General features: G+C 47.9%; 10 protein-coding genes and 1 other annotated feature. Of the genes, 8 read left to right on the forward strand and 2 right to left on the reverse strand.

Translation table 11 applies throughout. The features are described 5' to 3' along the window. The 5 genes from cobA (at position 1) to ACFQZR_RS10915 (ending at position 6439) form a co-directional block, all read left to right on the forward strand. A complete protein-coding gene (cobA, locus tag ACFQZR_RS10895) occupies positions 1-1554 on the forward strand; it encodes a uroporphyrinogen-III C-methyltransferase (protein ID WP_379345677.1) in 1554 nt (517 codons plus the stop codon). A gap of 58 nt (positions 1555-1612) precedes the next feature. After that, on the forward strand, positions 1613-2608 hold the full coding sequence (gene hemB / locus ACFQZR_RS10900; protein WP_018757014.1) for a porphobilinogen synthase: 996 nt from the start codon (positions 1613-1615) through the stop codon (positions 2606-2608). Between the two features lie 17 nt (positions 2609-2625). Continuing rightward, a complete protein-coding gene (gene hemL / locus ACFQZR_RS10905) occupies positions 2626-3924 on the forward strand; it encodes a glutamate-1-semialdehyde 2,1-aminomutase (protein WP_379345680.1) in 1299 nt (432 codons plus the stop codon). Beyond that, a complete protein-coding gene (locus ACFQZR_RS10910) occupies positions 3921-4799 on the forward strand; it encodes an RluA family pseudouridine synthase (protein WP_379345682.1) in 879 nt (292 codons plus the stop codon). Before hemL ends, ACFQZR_RS10910 begins: the two co-directional genes overlap by 4 nt. A 305-nt stretch (positions 4800-5104) precedes the next feature. Next, positions 5105-6439, forward strand: a complete 1335-nt coding sequence (locus tag ACFQZR_RS10915) for a LysM peptidoglycan-binding domain-containing protein (RefSeq protein ID WP_379345684.1) — start codon at positions 5105-5107, stop codon at positions 6437-6439. Between the two features lie 206 nt (positions 6440-6645). Here the strand turns inward: ACFQZR_RS10915 and ACFQZR_RS10920 are convergent, their stop codons facing one another. Next, positions 6646-6810, reverse strand: a complete 165-nt coding sequence (locus ACFQZR_RS10920) for a hypothetical protein (RefSeq protein ID WP_379345686.1) — start codon at positions 6808-6810, stop codon at positions 6646-6648. A gap of 133 nt (positions 6811-6943) precedes the next feature. Beyond that, positions 6944-7219, forward strand: a binding site (T-box leader). 116 nt (positions 7220-7335) lie between these two features. On the opposite strand from ACFQZR_RS10920, the gene ACFQZR_RS10925 reads away from it, so the two are divergent. Genes ACFQZR_RS10925 through murC form a run of 3 tightly spaced genes read left to right on the forward strand, consistent with a single transcriptional unit; the run spans position 7336 to position 12789 of the window. Then, positions 7336-10005, forward strand: coding sequence for a valine--tRNA ligase (locus ACFQZR_RS10925; RefSeq protein ID WP_379345688.1), 2670 nt, complete (start codon positions 7336-7338; stop codon positions 10003-10005). A gap of 20 nt (positions 10006-10025) precedes the next feature. Then, on the forward strand, positions 10026-11405 hold the full coding sequence (locus ACFQZR_RS10930; RefSeq protein ID WP_379345690.1) for a bifunctional folylpolyglutamate synthase/dihydrofolate synthase: 1380 nt from the start codon (positions 10026-10028) through the stop codon (positions 11403-11405). Between the two features lie 7 nt (positions 11406-11412). Further along, a complete protein-coding gene (gene murC / locus ACFQZR_RS10935) occupies positions 11413-12789 on the forward strand; it encodes a UDP-N-acetylmuramate--L-alanine ligase (RefSeq protein ID WP_379345692.1) in 1377 nt (458 codons plus the stop codon). A gap of 92 nt (positions 12790-12881) precedes the next feature. Here murC and ACFQZR_RS10940 read toward each other — a convergent pair whose 3' ends face one another. Continuing rightward, on the reverse strand, positions 12882-13502 hold the full coding sequence (locus ACFQZR_RS10940) for a YitT family protein (RefSeq protein WP_379345694.1): 621 nt from the start codon (positions 13500-13502) through the stop codon (positions 12882-12884). Positions 13503-13539: the final 37 nt, after the last annotated feature.

Consider the following 13539-nt stretch of genomic DNA (forward strand, 5'->3'; position numbering starts at 1 on the left):
ATGGACGGATTGGGGAAAGGAATCGTTTATCTTGTCGGCGCAGGGCCGGGAGATGCCAAGCTCATTACATTAAAAGGTCTGGAGTGCATTCAGCGGTCAGACGTCATCGTATATGACCGTCTTGCTTCTCCAAGGTTGCTCAAATATATGAAACCAGGCGCGACGAAGGTCTATGTCGGCAAACTCCCGGATCGGCACACAATGAAGCAAGAAGACATCAATCAATTGCTTGTTGATCTTGCCTTGGAGGGTAAAGTGGTTACACGCCTTAAAGGCGGGGATCCAACGGTATTCGGACGTGTCGGGGAAGAAGCCGAATTGCTACGACAGCATGATATTGGTTATGAGATCGTGCCGGGCATTACCTCTGCGATTGCGGTCCCAGCTTATGCGGGAATCCCAGTTACACATCGTGATCTTGCCTCTTCGTTCTCCGTCATCACAGGGCATGAAAGTCCAGATAAGTTGGATAAATCTATTTATTGGGACAAAGTAACGAATGCGACAGGTACACTTGTATTTCTGATGGGTGTAGCGAAGATCGATTACATAAGTGAGCAATTGATGAAGCACGGTAGGTCGCCGGAGACACCCGTTGCCCTCGTTCGTTGGGGGACGCGGCCCGAGCAAGAGACGCTCGTCGGAACACTTGCAACGATTGCGGAGCAAGTCAGAGTGACGAATTTCCAATCTCCCGCGGTTATCGTGGTCGGCGATGTGGTCTTGCAGCGTGAGAAATTAAAATGGGTGGAGCATCAGCCTCTGTTCGGAAGACGGGTACTCGTAACACGTGCCAGATCGCAAGCAAGTGACCTTGTGCAGCACATCGATGATCTTGGCGGGGAACCGGTCGAATTTCCTGTCATTGAGACAAGGCGTACCTCATCGCCGGATCAGCTTGCTGTTATCCGTGAGACGATGCATCAGCTGGAGTCGTATGACTGGGCTATTTTTACGAGTGTGAATGGGGTAGAGTGTTTCTTCGAGCATCTGCGTGAGAATCGGATGGATATCCGGCGGTTAACGCGAGCACGTGTGGTAGCGGTAGGTCCGAAGACGGCAGAAGCCCTTGAATCTCGTGGGATCATGACAGAATGCTTGCCGGAAGAATATCGGGCAGAGGGTATTCTAGAAGCAATTCGTACGGAGTTGAATCCAGGGCAGCGCGTGCTGCTTCCTCGAGGAGACCTTGCACGCAAATGGTTGCCAGAGCAGTTGCATAGCTTGGGTCTTGATGTGACGGATCTGAAGGTATATGAGACGGTTCAAGTGAACGATAATGAAGAAGGACGAGAGCTGCTGGAACAGCTTGAGGCCCGTGACATTCATATGATTACATTTACGAGCTCCTCGACGGTTACGAATTTCATTCGAGCTTTCCAACGGCTAGGCGTTACCAATTTAGCTGATATGCTAAGCGGTGTGGAGATCGCTTGTATTGGGCCTCTCACAGCGGAGACCGCCGTAGCAGCAGGGCTGACCGTGTCAGCCATATCGGAAGAAGCAACGATTGAATCGCTTGTACATGCGCTTTGCGCTTTAGCGAAAAGATAAACATGTTTGTGTTCTCATTTCAACTATATATTGATTTCACTTCTAGGAGGGTACCTTAATGAGTTTTCCAATCGTGAGACATCGCCGTCTGCGCCGTACGGCAGGCATTCGCAACATGGTGCGTGAGACGGTACTAACGGTAAATGATTTGATTGCGCCGATTTTTGTTACATACGGAACGAATGTCCGTGAAGAAATTCCTTCGATGCCTGGTGTGTATCATTTGTCTATGGATCAATTGGATGCAGAGATCGATGAGATCGTCAGCTTGAACATTCCTTCGGTACTACTGTTCGGCGTACCTGAGACCAAGGATGCTGTAGGGTCATCTGCCTATGCGGAGGACGGTATTGTACAGCAAGCGACGCGGTATATTAAGAAGAGATATCCAGATCTTGTCGTTGTGGCGGATACTTGCTTATGTCAGTTCACAGATCATGGACATTGCGGCATGGTGCATGTGGAAGATCGCTGCGGCGAGCTGCATGGTGAAGTGGATAATGATGCTTCGCTCGAACTGCTCGTGAAAACGGCTGTATCACAAGCTGAGGCAGGTGCGGATATTATTGCGCCATCGAATATGATGGACGGATTCGTGCAGGCGATTCGTGCGGGCTTGGATGAAGCGGGTTACGCTCATATTGCGATCATGTCTTATTCGGTCAAATACGCATCGGCTTTCTACGGCCCGTTCCGTGAAGCTGCACATTCGGCGCCGCAATTCGGGGATCGCAAGACGTACCAAATGGACCCTGCCAATGCACAAGAAGCGCTTCGTGAAGCAGAATCCGACGTGCTCGAAGGTGCGGATATGCTGATGGTGAAGCCTGCGCTTGCCTATATGGATATTATTCGTACGCTCAAAGATCAGTTTGATCTTCCGCTCGTCGCTTATAACGTAAGTGGGGAATATTCGATGGTCAAAGCGGCTGCACAGAATGGATGGATCGATGAGAAGGCCATTGTGCTAGAGACGTTGATCGGTATGAAGCGTGCGGGTGCTGATTTAATCATTACGTATTTTGCCAAAGATGCGGCAAGATGGCTGAAGTAAAGGAGATAGGAATCGAAATGGACAATCTTCAAACACGTAAAGATGACCGTGCTAGAGAAGCTTTTGCAGAGGCGAAAAAATATATTCCAGGTGGCGTAAACAGCCCCGTTCGTGCATTTAAATCGGTAGGTTTAACACCGTTATATATTGATCATGCGGCGGGTTCGCGAATTTATGATATTGATGGCAACAGCTTCATCGATTATATCTGTTCCTGGGGACCGCTCATTATGGGGCATGCCCATCCAGAAGTGATTGAAGCGATTCAGAAGACTGCTTCCAAAGGAACAAGCTTCGGTGCGCCGACTGAAATTGAGACGTTAATGGCGAAGCTTGTGTGCGAACGAGTACCTTCGGTGGATATTGTGCGGATGGTGAACTCGGGGACAGAAGCGACGATGAGTGCGATCCGTCTGGCTCGGGGTTACACGGGACGCAGCAAAGTATTGAAATTTGAAGGTTCTTATCATGGCCATGCCGATAGTCTCTTGATCAAAGCGGGTTCCGGTGTAGCGACACTCGGACTTCCAGATAGCCCTGGCGTACCTGAGGGCGTAGCTTCGAATACCATTACGGTGCCCTATAACGATATGGAGTCGGTGCGTGTTGCTTTTGAACGCTACGGTGAAGAGCTTGCTTGCGTGATCGTTGAACCGATTGCAGGAAATATGGGTGTGGTTCCGCCATTGCCTGGGTTCTTGCAAGGGCTGCGTGATATCACCACACAATACGGCAGTTTGTTGATCTTCGATGAGGTCATGACAGGATTCCGGGTACATATTAACTGTGCACAAGGATTGTATGACATTAAGCCTGACTTGACTTGTATGGGTAAAGTGATCGGTGGCGGTCTGCCAGTAGGCGCATATGGCGGTAAACGTGAAATTATGGAACAGATGGCTCCATCCGGTCCGATCTATCAAGCAGGAACGCTAAGCGGTAATCCTCTAGCGATGATTGCAGGGTATACGACCTTGAAGCTTCTAACGCAAGATGTGTATGAGCAGCTTGAACGGCAAGCGGTGAAATTGCATCTTGGATTTGAGAAAAATGCCAAAGAATTGGGTATTCCCGTGACGATAAACCGCGTGGGATCGATGGTCTGTCCGTTCTTTACAGATCAGTTCGTGATTAACTATGATACGGCGAAGACAGCGAATCTGGATCATTTCCGTCGCTACTTCGGCAATATGCTGAATGCGGGTGTAAGTATCGCTCCATCGCAATTCGAGGGCATGTTCGTCTCTGCGGCGCATAGCGATGCAGATATCGATGCGACGATCGAAGCGAACTACATTGCGCTCAAGCAGCTATGATTCCGGAACGTTATCTATCCCCGGAACAATGGATACGCAAAGGGGAATGGCTCGTGACGACTGCACCGCAGTCGTCTCTTCATTTACCGGAGAAGCTTGCATCGAAGCTGGCTCATAGGGGTGATCTCGTGAAGGCGGGAGATCGCCTGCGGGTCCGATTGTTTCCAGAAGAGACGGATCCGATCCCGGCTTATTGGACAGAACTTGAGGTTCTGTACGAAGATGATTTCTGTATGGTGGTGAACAAGCCAGCAGGGATGCTCATACATCCCACGGTGCCGGATCAAGTGGAGACGCTTGCGAACGCCGTAGCCAGCTATTATACATGTTCGGGACAGCAGCATCGCGTCCGGCATATTCATCGGCTGGATGAATATACGACAGGCCCGGTCCTGTATGCGAAAAATGAGTTCAGCCAAGTTCGACTCGATGAAGCGATGCGTGAGAAAGCGATTGAACGGGTTTATGTCGCCTTCGTGCAGGGGATCGTTGATCCTAAGCTGCGCAAGATTGATGCGCCGATCGGTAAAGATCGTCATCATAAGCAGCGGCGTCGTGTCTCGCCAACAGGAGATCATGCAGTGACCCATGTTGAGCTAATCGAGACATTCCCGCATGCAGGAGTGAGCCTAGTACGTCTTCAGCTTGAGACAGGAAGAACCCATCAGATTCGCGTCCATATGAGTCATGCGGGCCATCCACTGCTCGGAGATACCCTCTATGGCGGCAGCGATGAGCATGCAGCGTATCAGGCGTTACATGGTGAATTACTTCGCTTCGAGCACCCGATGTACGGAGAGCGGCTTGAGGTTAAGGCGCCATGGACGTCGATGTTCAAGGAGCTGTATGCGAAGTTCAGTGGCTCGAATACATAAACGTGTTGGATCTGACGATAATCGCTAAACTTCATTCAATGAACACGAATTTCAACAGCGGGTGGAACCCCGTACTCCTCCTTTCACGTGCTCGAACGTAGCAGTTTCTTGAAGGACCTGGCCAACGGCCAGGTTCTTTTTTGCTAAGATAGCAAATTTCCACGAAGTTCATAAACTTTGTCCCACTTTTTAAAAATATATGGCATGCTCTTTCCTTCCAGGCATATAGATAAATGTAAGTAGTCATGATATCCATCTGACAATGATGGTCATTTAGGTTTATATGCAGAAGGGAGGACCTCGTTTTGTTTGATCAATCCTATGGTTTGCGATTTGACATTTACGAGCGGGTTCACTTATCAGATGAAGTAGTTGGGATACAAGAATTAGAAGAGATCGAGCTTGTTCCGAATGTTCAAGTCGTTCCGCATGGAGACCACGCAACGCTGCGCGGCAATCTGCTGCTGTCTGGCGTATATAAAGGCGATGATGAGCAGCGTTCAACGCTTACCCTCGCGCACTTTATTCCTGTGGAAATTACATTGCCAATGAATCGAGTACAAAGTCTGGACGATATTTCAGTCGAGATTGAGAATTTCGATGTGGATCTGCTATCGACGCGAACGATTAACATTAATGGCGTACTGTCGCTCAAAGGGATTGAACTTACACAGCCGGAGCAATCGCCTTGGATGGCCGAGCAATTTACCGTTGTTCACCAGACCGAGCCGGCAAAAGTTCAGGCAGCTGCACCGAAGGATTTCCGTTCCCAATCGGAAGAAGACGTACCGGAAGAGGCGTTCCAGGCCTCGAAGAATAATGATGTTGGCGATATTCTCGAATCCGTCAGCTTGTACGAGCGTGAGCAACAGATTGAGCACGAGATTGAGCAAGAGATTGAGCAAGAGAAGTATCAAGGTATAACGTTTCACCCCGAATTTATAACCGTTCAAGCCGAGGGAGCGGATAGTCAGAATCGGATTGAGCAAGAAGATCGTGAATCGACGGAACGCATTGCCGAGGTAACGCTCAGCGATCAGCCACAACAGATCGATTCACTTGAGACGGACAAGGAACCTCGTCTGGAATTCACACCTCAAGAACCGATTGAGCAAGAAAAAGAAAAAGTGTTTATTTCAAATTCGGAGCACCCGATCGAAGAGTCACAGCAGGCACCTTTCTATGATTACGGGTTAGTAGAGGAGAACACGAGCTCCGAAGCGGAGGAGCTTTCTCTTGAAGAGCGGATCGAGGAAGAGAAGAAAGCGCTCAAGGTTGCTTTTAACAGTAAGAAAGAGCCAGAACCTGAGAATGCTAATAATATGGGTCTTAGTGCGCTGCTCTATTCGAGTAAGAATATCAAGGAAATTGAGACGCGTCATGCCGTGGAAGAACTGGAGAAGCAAGCGAAGAAGCTGCGTTCTAGTTCGAATGGTGAAGAAGTCGAATGGAAGAGTCTGTTCTTGAATCATGAAGATGAGAAGAGAGCCTTCCGCAAGTTAAAGATTTGTATAGTTCAGCGGGAAGAAACCTTGGATATGATCGCCGATCGCTATAACATGAATCCACGTGAACTGCTGTTATATAATCGATTGAATGATCATACGATAGCGGAAGGTCAAGTTTTGTATATCCCATAATTGAATTGAGTGGAGCAAAATGACATTCGATGATCATGATGTTCAGCGTGGATCGGATGAGCGAGCCCCGTAACCAGAGCCACTTCGAGAGAATCTCGACCGGGTCAGGTGAGGGGTTTTTTGCTGTTCTGTGAGTGTCTTGCCTTATATATGTTAAAGAGGCCTTACAGACCCTCGCCTGCAAAGCCTCCCAGACATGATGTATGCTAATAGACGTTAAATAAAAATCCTAAGTAGATTAAGAACAGTGCAAAAAGGACGAAGACACCAAAACCCGTAGGTAATATGAGGGTATGGACAAATTGGATGCAGATTAAAGGGAAAATGACGCCTTTGACGGTATAGCGGTTTTTGTACCACCATCGTTCCACGTTGGACCACCACCTTATCGTATTCTATGAGGATTGACGAGCTGGTATGACTAGGAAGCCTAGCTTCTGTGCATCTGCTTGCAATGATTGACGATGAGGGATTTAAATGATAAAATATTGGATATTCTATATAGGAAAGACATTGAAAGGGAATAGTAGGCACCGAACCCTTCAGAGAGTGGAGCTGACTGACGCTGTGAGGCTCCGCAGGATGTAGTTGCTGAAGTCGCCCTGGAGTTGTTTGTTCGAATCCTTCTAGATGCAGATGTATCTGCGATGAATGGAAGAGCTAGTGCAAACCGGTTGCAGCCGTTATCTGTTGAGTGTCGCATGCTATAAGGTAGATGATGTTTGTTAGCGGTATGCGAAACAAAGGTGGTACCACGGAAGATATCCTTTCGTCCTTTGAGACGAAGGGTTTTTTTATTTGTTCAACTCCCAAGTTTATTGGTTTTACCTATAGACTTATACATGGATTGAACGTGTAGGTGTAGACTCTGAATGTAAATAAATGGAGGGTTTATCATGTCAGAAGCACAGGATAATAAAAACCAGACGTCAATGCCAACGACGTATGATCCAAAAGCGGCCGAGCAGAAGTGGTACGATTTCTGGATGAAAAATGAATTTTTCAAAGCAGGTCAACGTCCGGATGCGCCGAAGTATTCCATAGTGATCCCACCGCCGAACGTAACAGGAATGCTTCATATTGGGCATGCGCTCGACTTTACATTGCAAGATATTCTTGTGCGTACGAAGCGGATGCAGGGTTATGATGCGTTGTGGTTGCCAGGTTCTGACCATGCAGGGATTGCGACACAGACGAAAGTTGAGCAGAAGCTGCGTGAAGGCGGCGTAACGCGCCATGATCTGGGACGCGAGAAATTTCTAGAGCAAGTATGGGATTGGAAAGAAACTTACGCGAACACGATACGTGAGCAATGGGCGAAAATGGGGTTGTCACTCGACTATTCCCGTGAGCGGTTTACACTCGATGAGGGTCTGTCCAAAGCGGTACGTGAAGTCTTCGTGAAGCTCTATGAAAAAGGCTTGATCTATCGCGGCAAATATATCATTAACTGGGATCCGGCAGCACGCACAGCATTGTCGGATATTGAAGTAGAGTATAAGGAAGTACAAGGCCATTTGTATCATTTGAAATATCCACTTGCAGATGGCAGCGGTTCGATCACAGTGGCAACGACGCGTCCGGAGACGATGCTCGGTGATACAGCGGTTGCAGTTCATCCCAAAGATGAACGTTACAAAGATATGATTGGCAAGATGCTTATCCTTCCAATTGTTGGGCGTGAAATTCCGGTGATTGCGGATGATTATGTTGAGAAAGACTTCGGAAGCGGCGCGGTGAAAATTACGCCAGCACATGATCCGAATGACTTTGAAATGGGTCTTCGCCATGATCTTCCACAAATCACAGTGATGGATGAGTCAGGCGTCATGAACGAGCTTGCTGGTAAGTACCAAGGAATCGATCGTGCGGATTGCCGGAAGCAAATCGTAAATGACTTGAAAGAACTAGGTGTATTGATCAAGATTGAAGATCATGTTCATCAGGTAGGACATAGCGAGCGCAGCGGAGCTGTGGTTGAACCGTATCTCTCAACACAATGGTTCGTACGAATGAAACCATTAGCTGAACGTGCGATTGAAGCGCAGAAGTCAGGCGAAGGCGTTAACTTTGTACCGGATCGGTTCGAGAAAACATACTTGAACTGGATTGAGAATGTTCGTGACTGGTGTATTTCCAGACAGCTCTGGTGGGGACACCGTATTCCGGCCTGGTATTGTAGTGATTGCGGTGAGCTTCATGTGGCGCATGAAGATGTAACGGCTTGCTGCAAATGTGGCAGCGCGAACCTAAAACAAGACGAGGATGTACTGGATACGTGGTTTAGTTCAGCGTTATGGCCTTTCTCAACACTTGGATGGCCAGAAGATACAGAAGATTTGAAACGCTACTATCCGGTTGATGTGCTCGTAACAGGTTACGACATCATTTATTTCTGGGTTGCTCGCATGATCTTCACGGCGCTGGAATTCACTGATGAAATTCCATTCAAAGATGTATTAATGCATGGTCTTGTTCGTGATTCCGAAGGACGCAAAATGTCCAAATCCCTCGGCAATGGTGTTGACCCGCTTGAGGTTATCGACAAATACGGTACAGATGCCATGCGCTATATGATCTCCACGAGCAGCACGCCAGGGCAAGACCTGCGTTTCCGCTGGGAGCGGGTTGAGCAAGCTCGTAACTTTGCCAATAAAATTTGGAATGCCTCCCGTTTTGCGTTGATGAATCTTGAAGGCTTCACGGTTGATCAGATCGATATCAGCGGCAATCTCTCAACGGCGGATCGCTGGATCCTACACCGTTTGAACGAAACTGCACGCGATATTACACGTCTGATGGATTCTTACGAATTTGGTGAGACAGGACGCCTCTTGTATAACTTTATCTGGGATGATCTATGTGATTGGTACATCGAGTTTGCGAAGCTTAGCCTCTACGGTGAGGATGCGGAAGCGAAACGTACGACCCAATCCGTATTGTCCTACGTGCTTGATCGTACACAGCGGATGATCCATCCATTCATGCCTTATATTTCCGAGGAAATATGGCAGCATTTGCCGCATGAAGGCGAGACGATTACGCTTGCTGCTTGGCCGACATACGATGAGAAATTGGAAGCTCCGGATGCCGTGAAAGAAATGAACTTGCTGATGGACATTATCCGCGCTGTTCGTAACGTACGTGCAGAAGTGAACGTTCCGATGAGCAAGAAAATTGAACTTGTCATTAAATCGGCTGATGCGCAGAGTGATGCGATTATCCGTAACAATGAAGGCTACATCAAACGTTTCTGTAACACTTCGCAGTTCGAAGCTTCTACAGACATTGCTGTGCCAGAAAAAGCGATGACAGCCATCGTGACGGGCGCCGAGCTGTATCTTCCGCTTGCAGGGTTGATCGATATTGCGCAGGAAATTGAGCGTCTTGAAAAAGAAGTGAAGAATTTAAGAAGCGAAGTTGAACGTGTCGATAAGAAGCTTGCCAATGAAGGTTTTGTTGCCAAAGCACCTGCTAAAGTCATCGAAGAAGAGCGCGCGAAACAGCAGGATTATTCCGATAAGCTTGACAAAGTGCTTGCACGCATTCAAGAGCTGCAAAGCTAAGAGTGAAGGGTGAGATCACCATGGCGGACAATCGCGGGGCTGTAACGACAGCCCCTTTCGACCAATACCAACAAGCAGTAGATTGGATTAACGGACTCATTCCATTCGGGATTCGTCCTGGTATGCAGCGTATTGAGCTGATGATGGAGCGGCTCGGGCATCCGGAGCGCACATTGAAATTCATTCATGTCGCGGGGACGAACGGTAAAGGATCGACGTGTGCGTTTCTTACCTCTGTGCTTCGTCAATCGGGCTATGATGTCGGAACGTTCACATCACCGTATATTACGAAGTTTACAGATCGCTTCCAGTATAATGGCACGAACATTCCTGAAGAGACTTTGCTAGCGATCACGAATACTTTGAGGCCTCTCGTTGAAGAGATAGCCGCGTCTGAATTGGGATCACCAACGATGTTCGAGGTCTCGACGACGATTGCGATTATCTATTATGCGAAGGTTGTGTTCCCTGACTTTGTCGTCTGGGAGACAGGCCTTGGCGGACGTATGGATGTGACCAACATCGTAACACCGATCATTTCGATTATTACGAATGTCGGCCACGATCATATGGATATTCTCGGCGATTCGCTTGAGGCGATTGCCCGGGAAAAGGCAGGGATTATCAAACCAGGCGTGCCGATCGTTAGCTCCGTGGAGCAGCCTGAAGTGATTGAAGTGATTCGTAATACGGCGCAGCACCAGAAGTCAACTTTGTACTTAATGAATGATCAATATCGTCTCACGACGTTATCAAGTGAAGAGAATCAACAAGTTTTTAAGTTCCAAGGACCGTTCCGTACGTTGGAGCAGTTAACGATTCAATTGAATGGTGCGCATCAGATTAAAAATGCTGGTGTAACAGTGATGGCGCTGGAAGTACTGAAACAATATTATGCATTGCTGATTGATTTTGAAGATTTGCTGGAAGGATTGCGAGCAGCTGCATGGGCTGGACGGCTCGAGATGATCTCGGAGCAGCCGCGCCTATTAGTTGACGGGGCCCATAATCCTGAAGGTGCAGCAACCCTCGCACAAGCACTGCGCGAGACGTATACGTACGAGCGTGTACATTTGATGATGGGAATGTTATCAACGAAGAATCATACAGACTATTTACGGCATATACTACCAATAGTGGATACGCTCATTTTGACCGAGCCTGATTTCCGTAAAAAAATGAATGCGGAGGATCTCTACGCCATCGTGCAAAACGTATTGGCAGAGTCGCCGCGTCCTGATCTTCAGATCATCATCGAACCGAACTGGAAGGCGGCGCTTGCAAAGCTTGCGTCTATGGCAGCTCCTGCAGATCTAACCGTTGTCTCCGGTACTTTGTATTTAATCGCAGATGTACGATCTTATATTTTGTATCAAACCGATTCTGAAAAAGGTTGGTGAGGATTTCTTGAATACAACAGAACATGTTCATTTTATCGGTATTGGCGGCTACGGAATGAGCGCGATTGCTCGCGTAATGCTAGAGATGGGTTACACTGTAACGGGCTCAGACGTCGCTGCTCAAGAGTTAACAGAGAAGCTTGCTAAGAAAGGCGCCAAAATATATATTGGCCATACGGCGGATAATGTTGAAGGGGCTGACCTCGTCGTCTATTCAACGGCTTTAGCCAAAGATAATGTGGAACGCGTAAGGGCGGAAACGCTCAATATCCCGGTTCTGCATCGTGCACAGATGTTAGCACGGTTAATGAATACCCGTAAAGGCGTTGCTGTAGCGGGTGCGCATGGCAAGACAACGACCTCGTCAATGATCGCACTTGTCATGGAGCAATGCGGTACGGACCCGACCTATATCATCGGTGGCGAGATTATGAATATGGGGACTAACGCGAAGGCGGGAAAAGGCGACTATGTTGTCGCGGAAGCCGATGAGAGCGATGGCTCCTTCTTGCAGTATCATCCGCAGCTGGCACTTGTAACGAATATTGAAGCGGATCATCTGGAGAACTATGACGGGGATTATGCGAAGTTGAAACAAGCTTACGTACGTTTCCTCAATCAAGTGAAGCCTGGGGGCAAAGCGATCGTATGTGCAGATGATGAGATTCTGCAAGCCATGATTCCGAATCTCCAATGTGATGTGCTTACATACGGCATCGACTCGCCTGCGGATTATCGGGCGACAGATATCGTACTCGGCGATCGCAAGAGCTCGTTCACCTTTACCTATCAAGATGTTCCACTCGGGACCATCGAGCTGTCAGTACCTGGACGACACAACATTTCGAATGCGATGGCAACGATTATTACGTGCATGCAAGCGGACATTCCATTCTATGCCATTGCAGAGTCGATTAAGGAATTCCGTGGTGCGAAACGTCGGTTCCAAGTGCTCGGTGAAGTAAATGATATTCTCGTCATTGATGACTATGCGCATCATCCGACTGAAATTCAAGCAACGATCCAAGCGGCGAAGTCCACGGGTAAACGTATTATCGCAGTGTTCCAGCCGCAGCGCTATACACGGACATATTTCCTGCTGGAACAGTTCAGTCAAGCTTTTGGTGATGCAGATGAGGTTATTATTACAGATATCTATTCGCCTGCAGGCGAGAAGCAGATCGAAGGGATTACTTCGTCCAGACTTGTTGATATGATCATTCAGAACAGCAATCCGAACACGAAGTATATTCCAACGAAGGAAGAAGTATTATTGAAGTTAAGCGAGGATGTGAAACCTGGCGATCTAGTCATTACGATGGGTGCAGGCGATATTTGGAAGGCAGCAGATGGTCTAGCAAAGGCACTGCGTGCACGCGTCTAATCGTTATATTCTCGATTCAGACATATCTATCGTTCAATAGAAACGTCCAACCTTATGGGTTGGACGTTTTTTGGCGTTGCTATCGATTTGAATTATGTTTTCCAAGGTAATGTGACTTCGCGAGGGGCTCTCCGATAGCAGCAAACACCTGTCGAGAGGCCTCCGATGGTAATGGTCAGAATGGATAGGAAGAAGGTTCGGGGCGAGAATAATAGACCACCCAGGGTAATAATGAGTCCGTCCAGAATGAAAATGGTGAATCCTACATTAACGGATAATTTATCCGCGATGTATTTGGCGAGCAGATCGGTTCCGCCAGTGCTAATATTGTTTCGAAGCATGATGCCAAATCCGACCCCCATAAAGATCCCTCCAATGAAGGAACTGGTAATGGGATGGATGTGCAACGGAGCAAGGAGGTTATGGCTAATGCCTGAGAATAGGTCAATGAAAACGGAGGAAATAATCATGCCTGGGAAGCTGCTGAAGAAAAAATGGCGATATTTGAACCAGGCGAGCACCAGGATCGGTAAACTACACAGAATAAAGGTGATGCCTATGTTCGCCTTCCACAAGTAATTGAGAATTAACGCGATGCCGATAACGCCTCCATCGAGAACATTGTAGGGGATTAGGAATAGATTGATTCCGATCGCGAGTAGCATGCTTCCCGCGATCGTCGCAACAATCTTATTGAATAACTGCACTTTCATCAGCTCCACTTTCGACAACCGAATAAATTCTTGGTCT

Source organism: Paenibacillus sp. GCM10027629, from assembly GCF_042676425.1.
Taxonomy (GTDB): Bacteria; Bacillota; Bacilli; order Paenibacillales; family Paenibacillaceae; genus Paenibacillus_K; species Paenibacillus_K terrigena.

What these genes read in the sequence shown, in the direction of transcription:
- cobA (WP_379345677.1), top strand. Translation starts at nt 1, where the DNA reads ATGGACGGATTGGGGAAAGGAATCGTTTATCTTGTCGGCGCAGGGCCG.
- hemB (WP_018757014.1), top strand. Translation starts at nt 1,613, where the DNA reads ATGAGTTTTCCAATCGTGAGACATCGCCGTCTGCGCCGTACGGCAGGC.
- hemL (WP_379345680.1), top strand. Translation starts at nt 2,626, where the DNA reads ATGGACAATCTTCAAACACGTAAAGATGACCGTGCTAGAGAAGCTTTT.
- ACFQZR_RS10910 (WP_379345682.1), top strand. Translation starts at nt 3,921, where the DNA reads ATGATTCCGGAACGTTATCTATCCCCGGAACAATGGATACGCAAAGGG.
- ACFQZR_RS10925 (WP_379345688.1), top strand. Translation starts at nt 7,336, where the DNA reads ATGTCAGAAGCACAGGATAATAAAAACCAGACGTCAATGCCAACGACG.
- ACFQZR_RS10930 (WP_379345690.1), top strand. Translation starts at nt 10,026, where the DNA reads ATGGCGGACAATCGCGGGGCTGTAACGACAGCCCCTTTCGACCAATAC.
- ACFQZR_RS10940 (WP_379345694.1), bottom strand. Translation starts at nt 13,502, where the DNA reads ATGAAAGTGCAGTTATTCAATAAGATTGTTGCGACGATCGCGGGAAGC.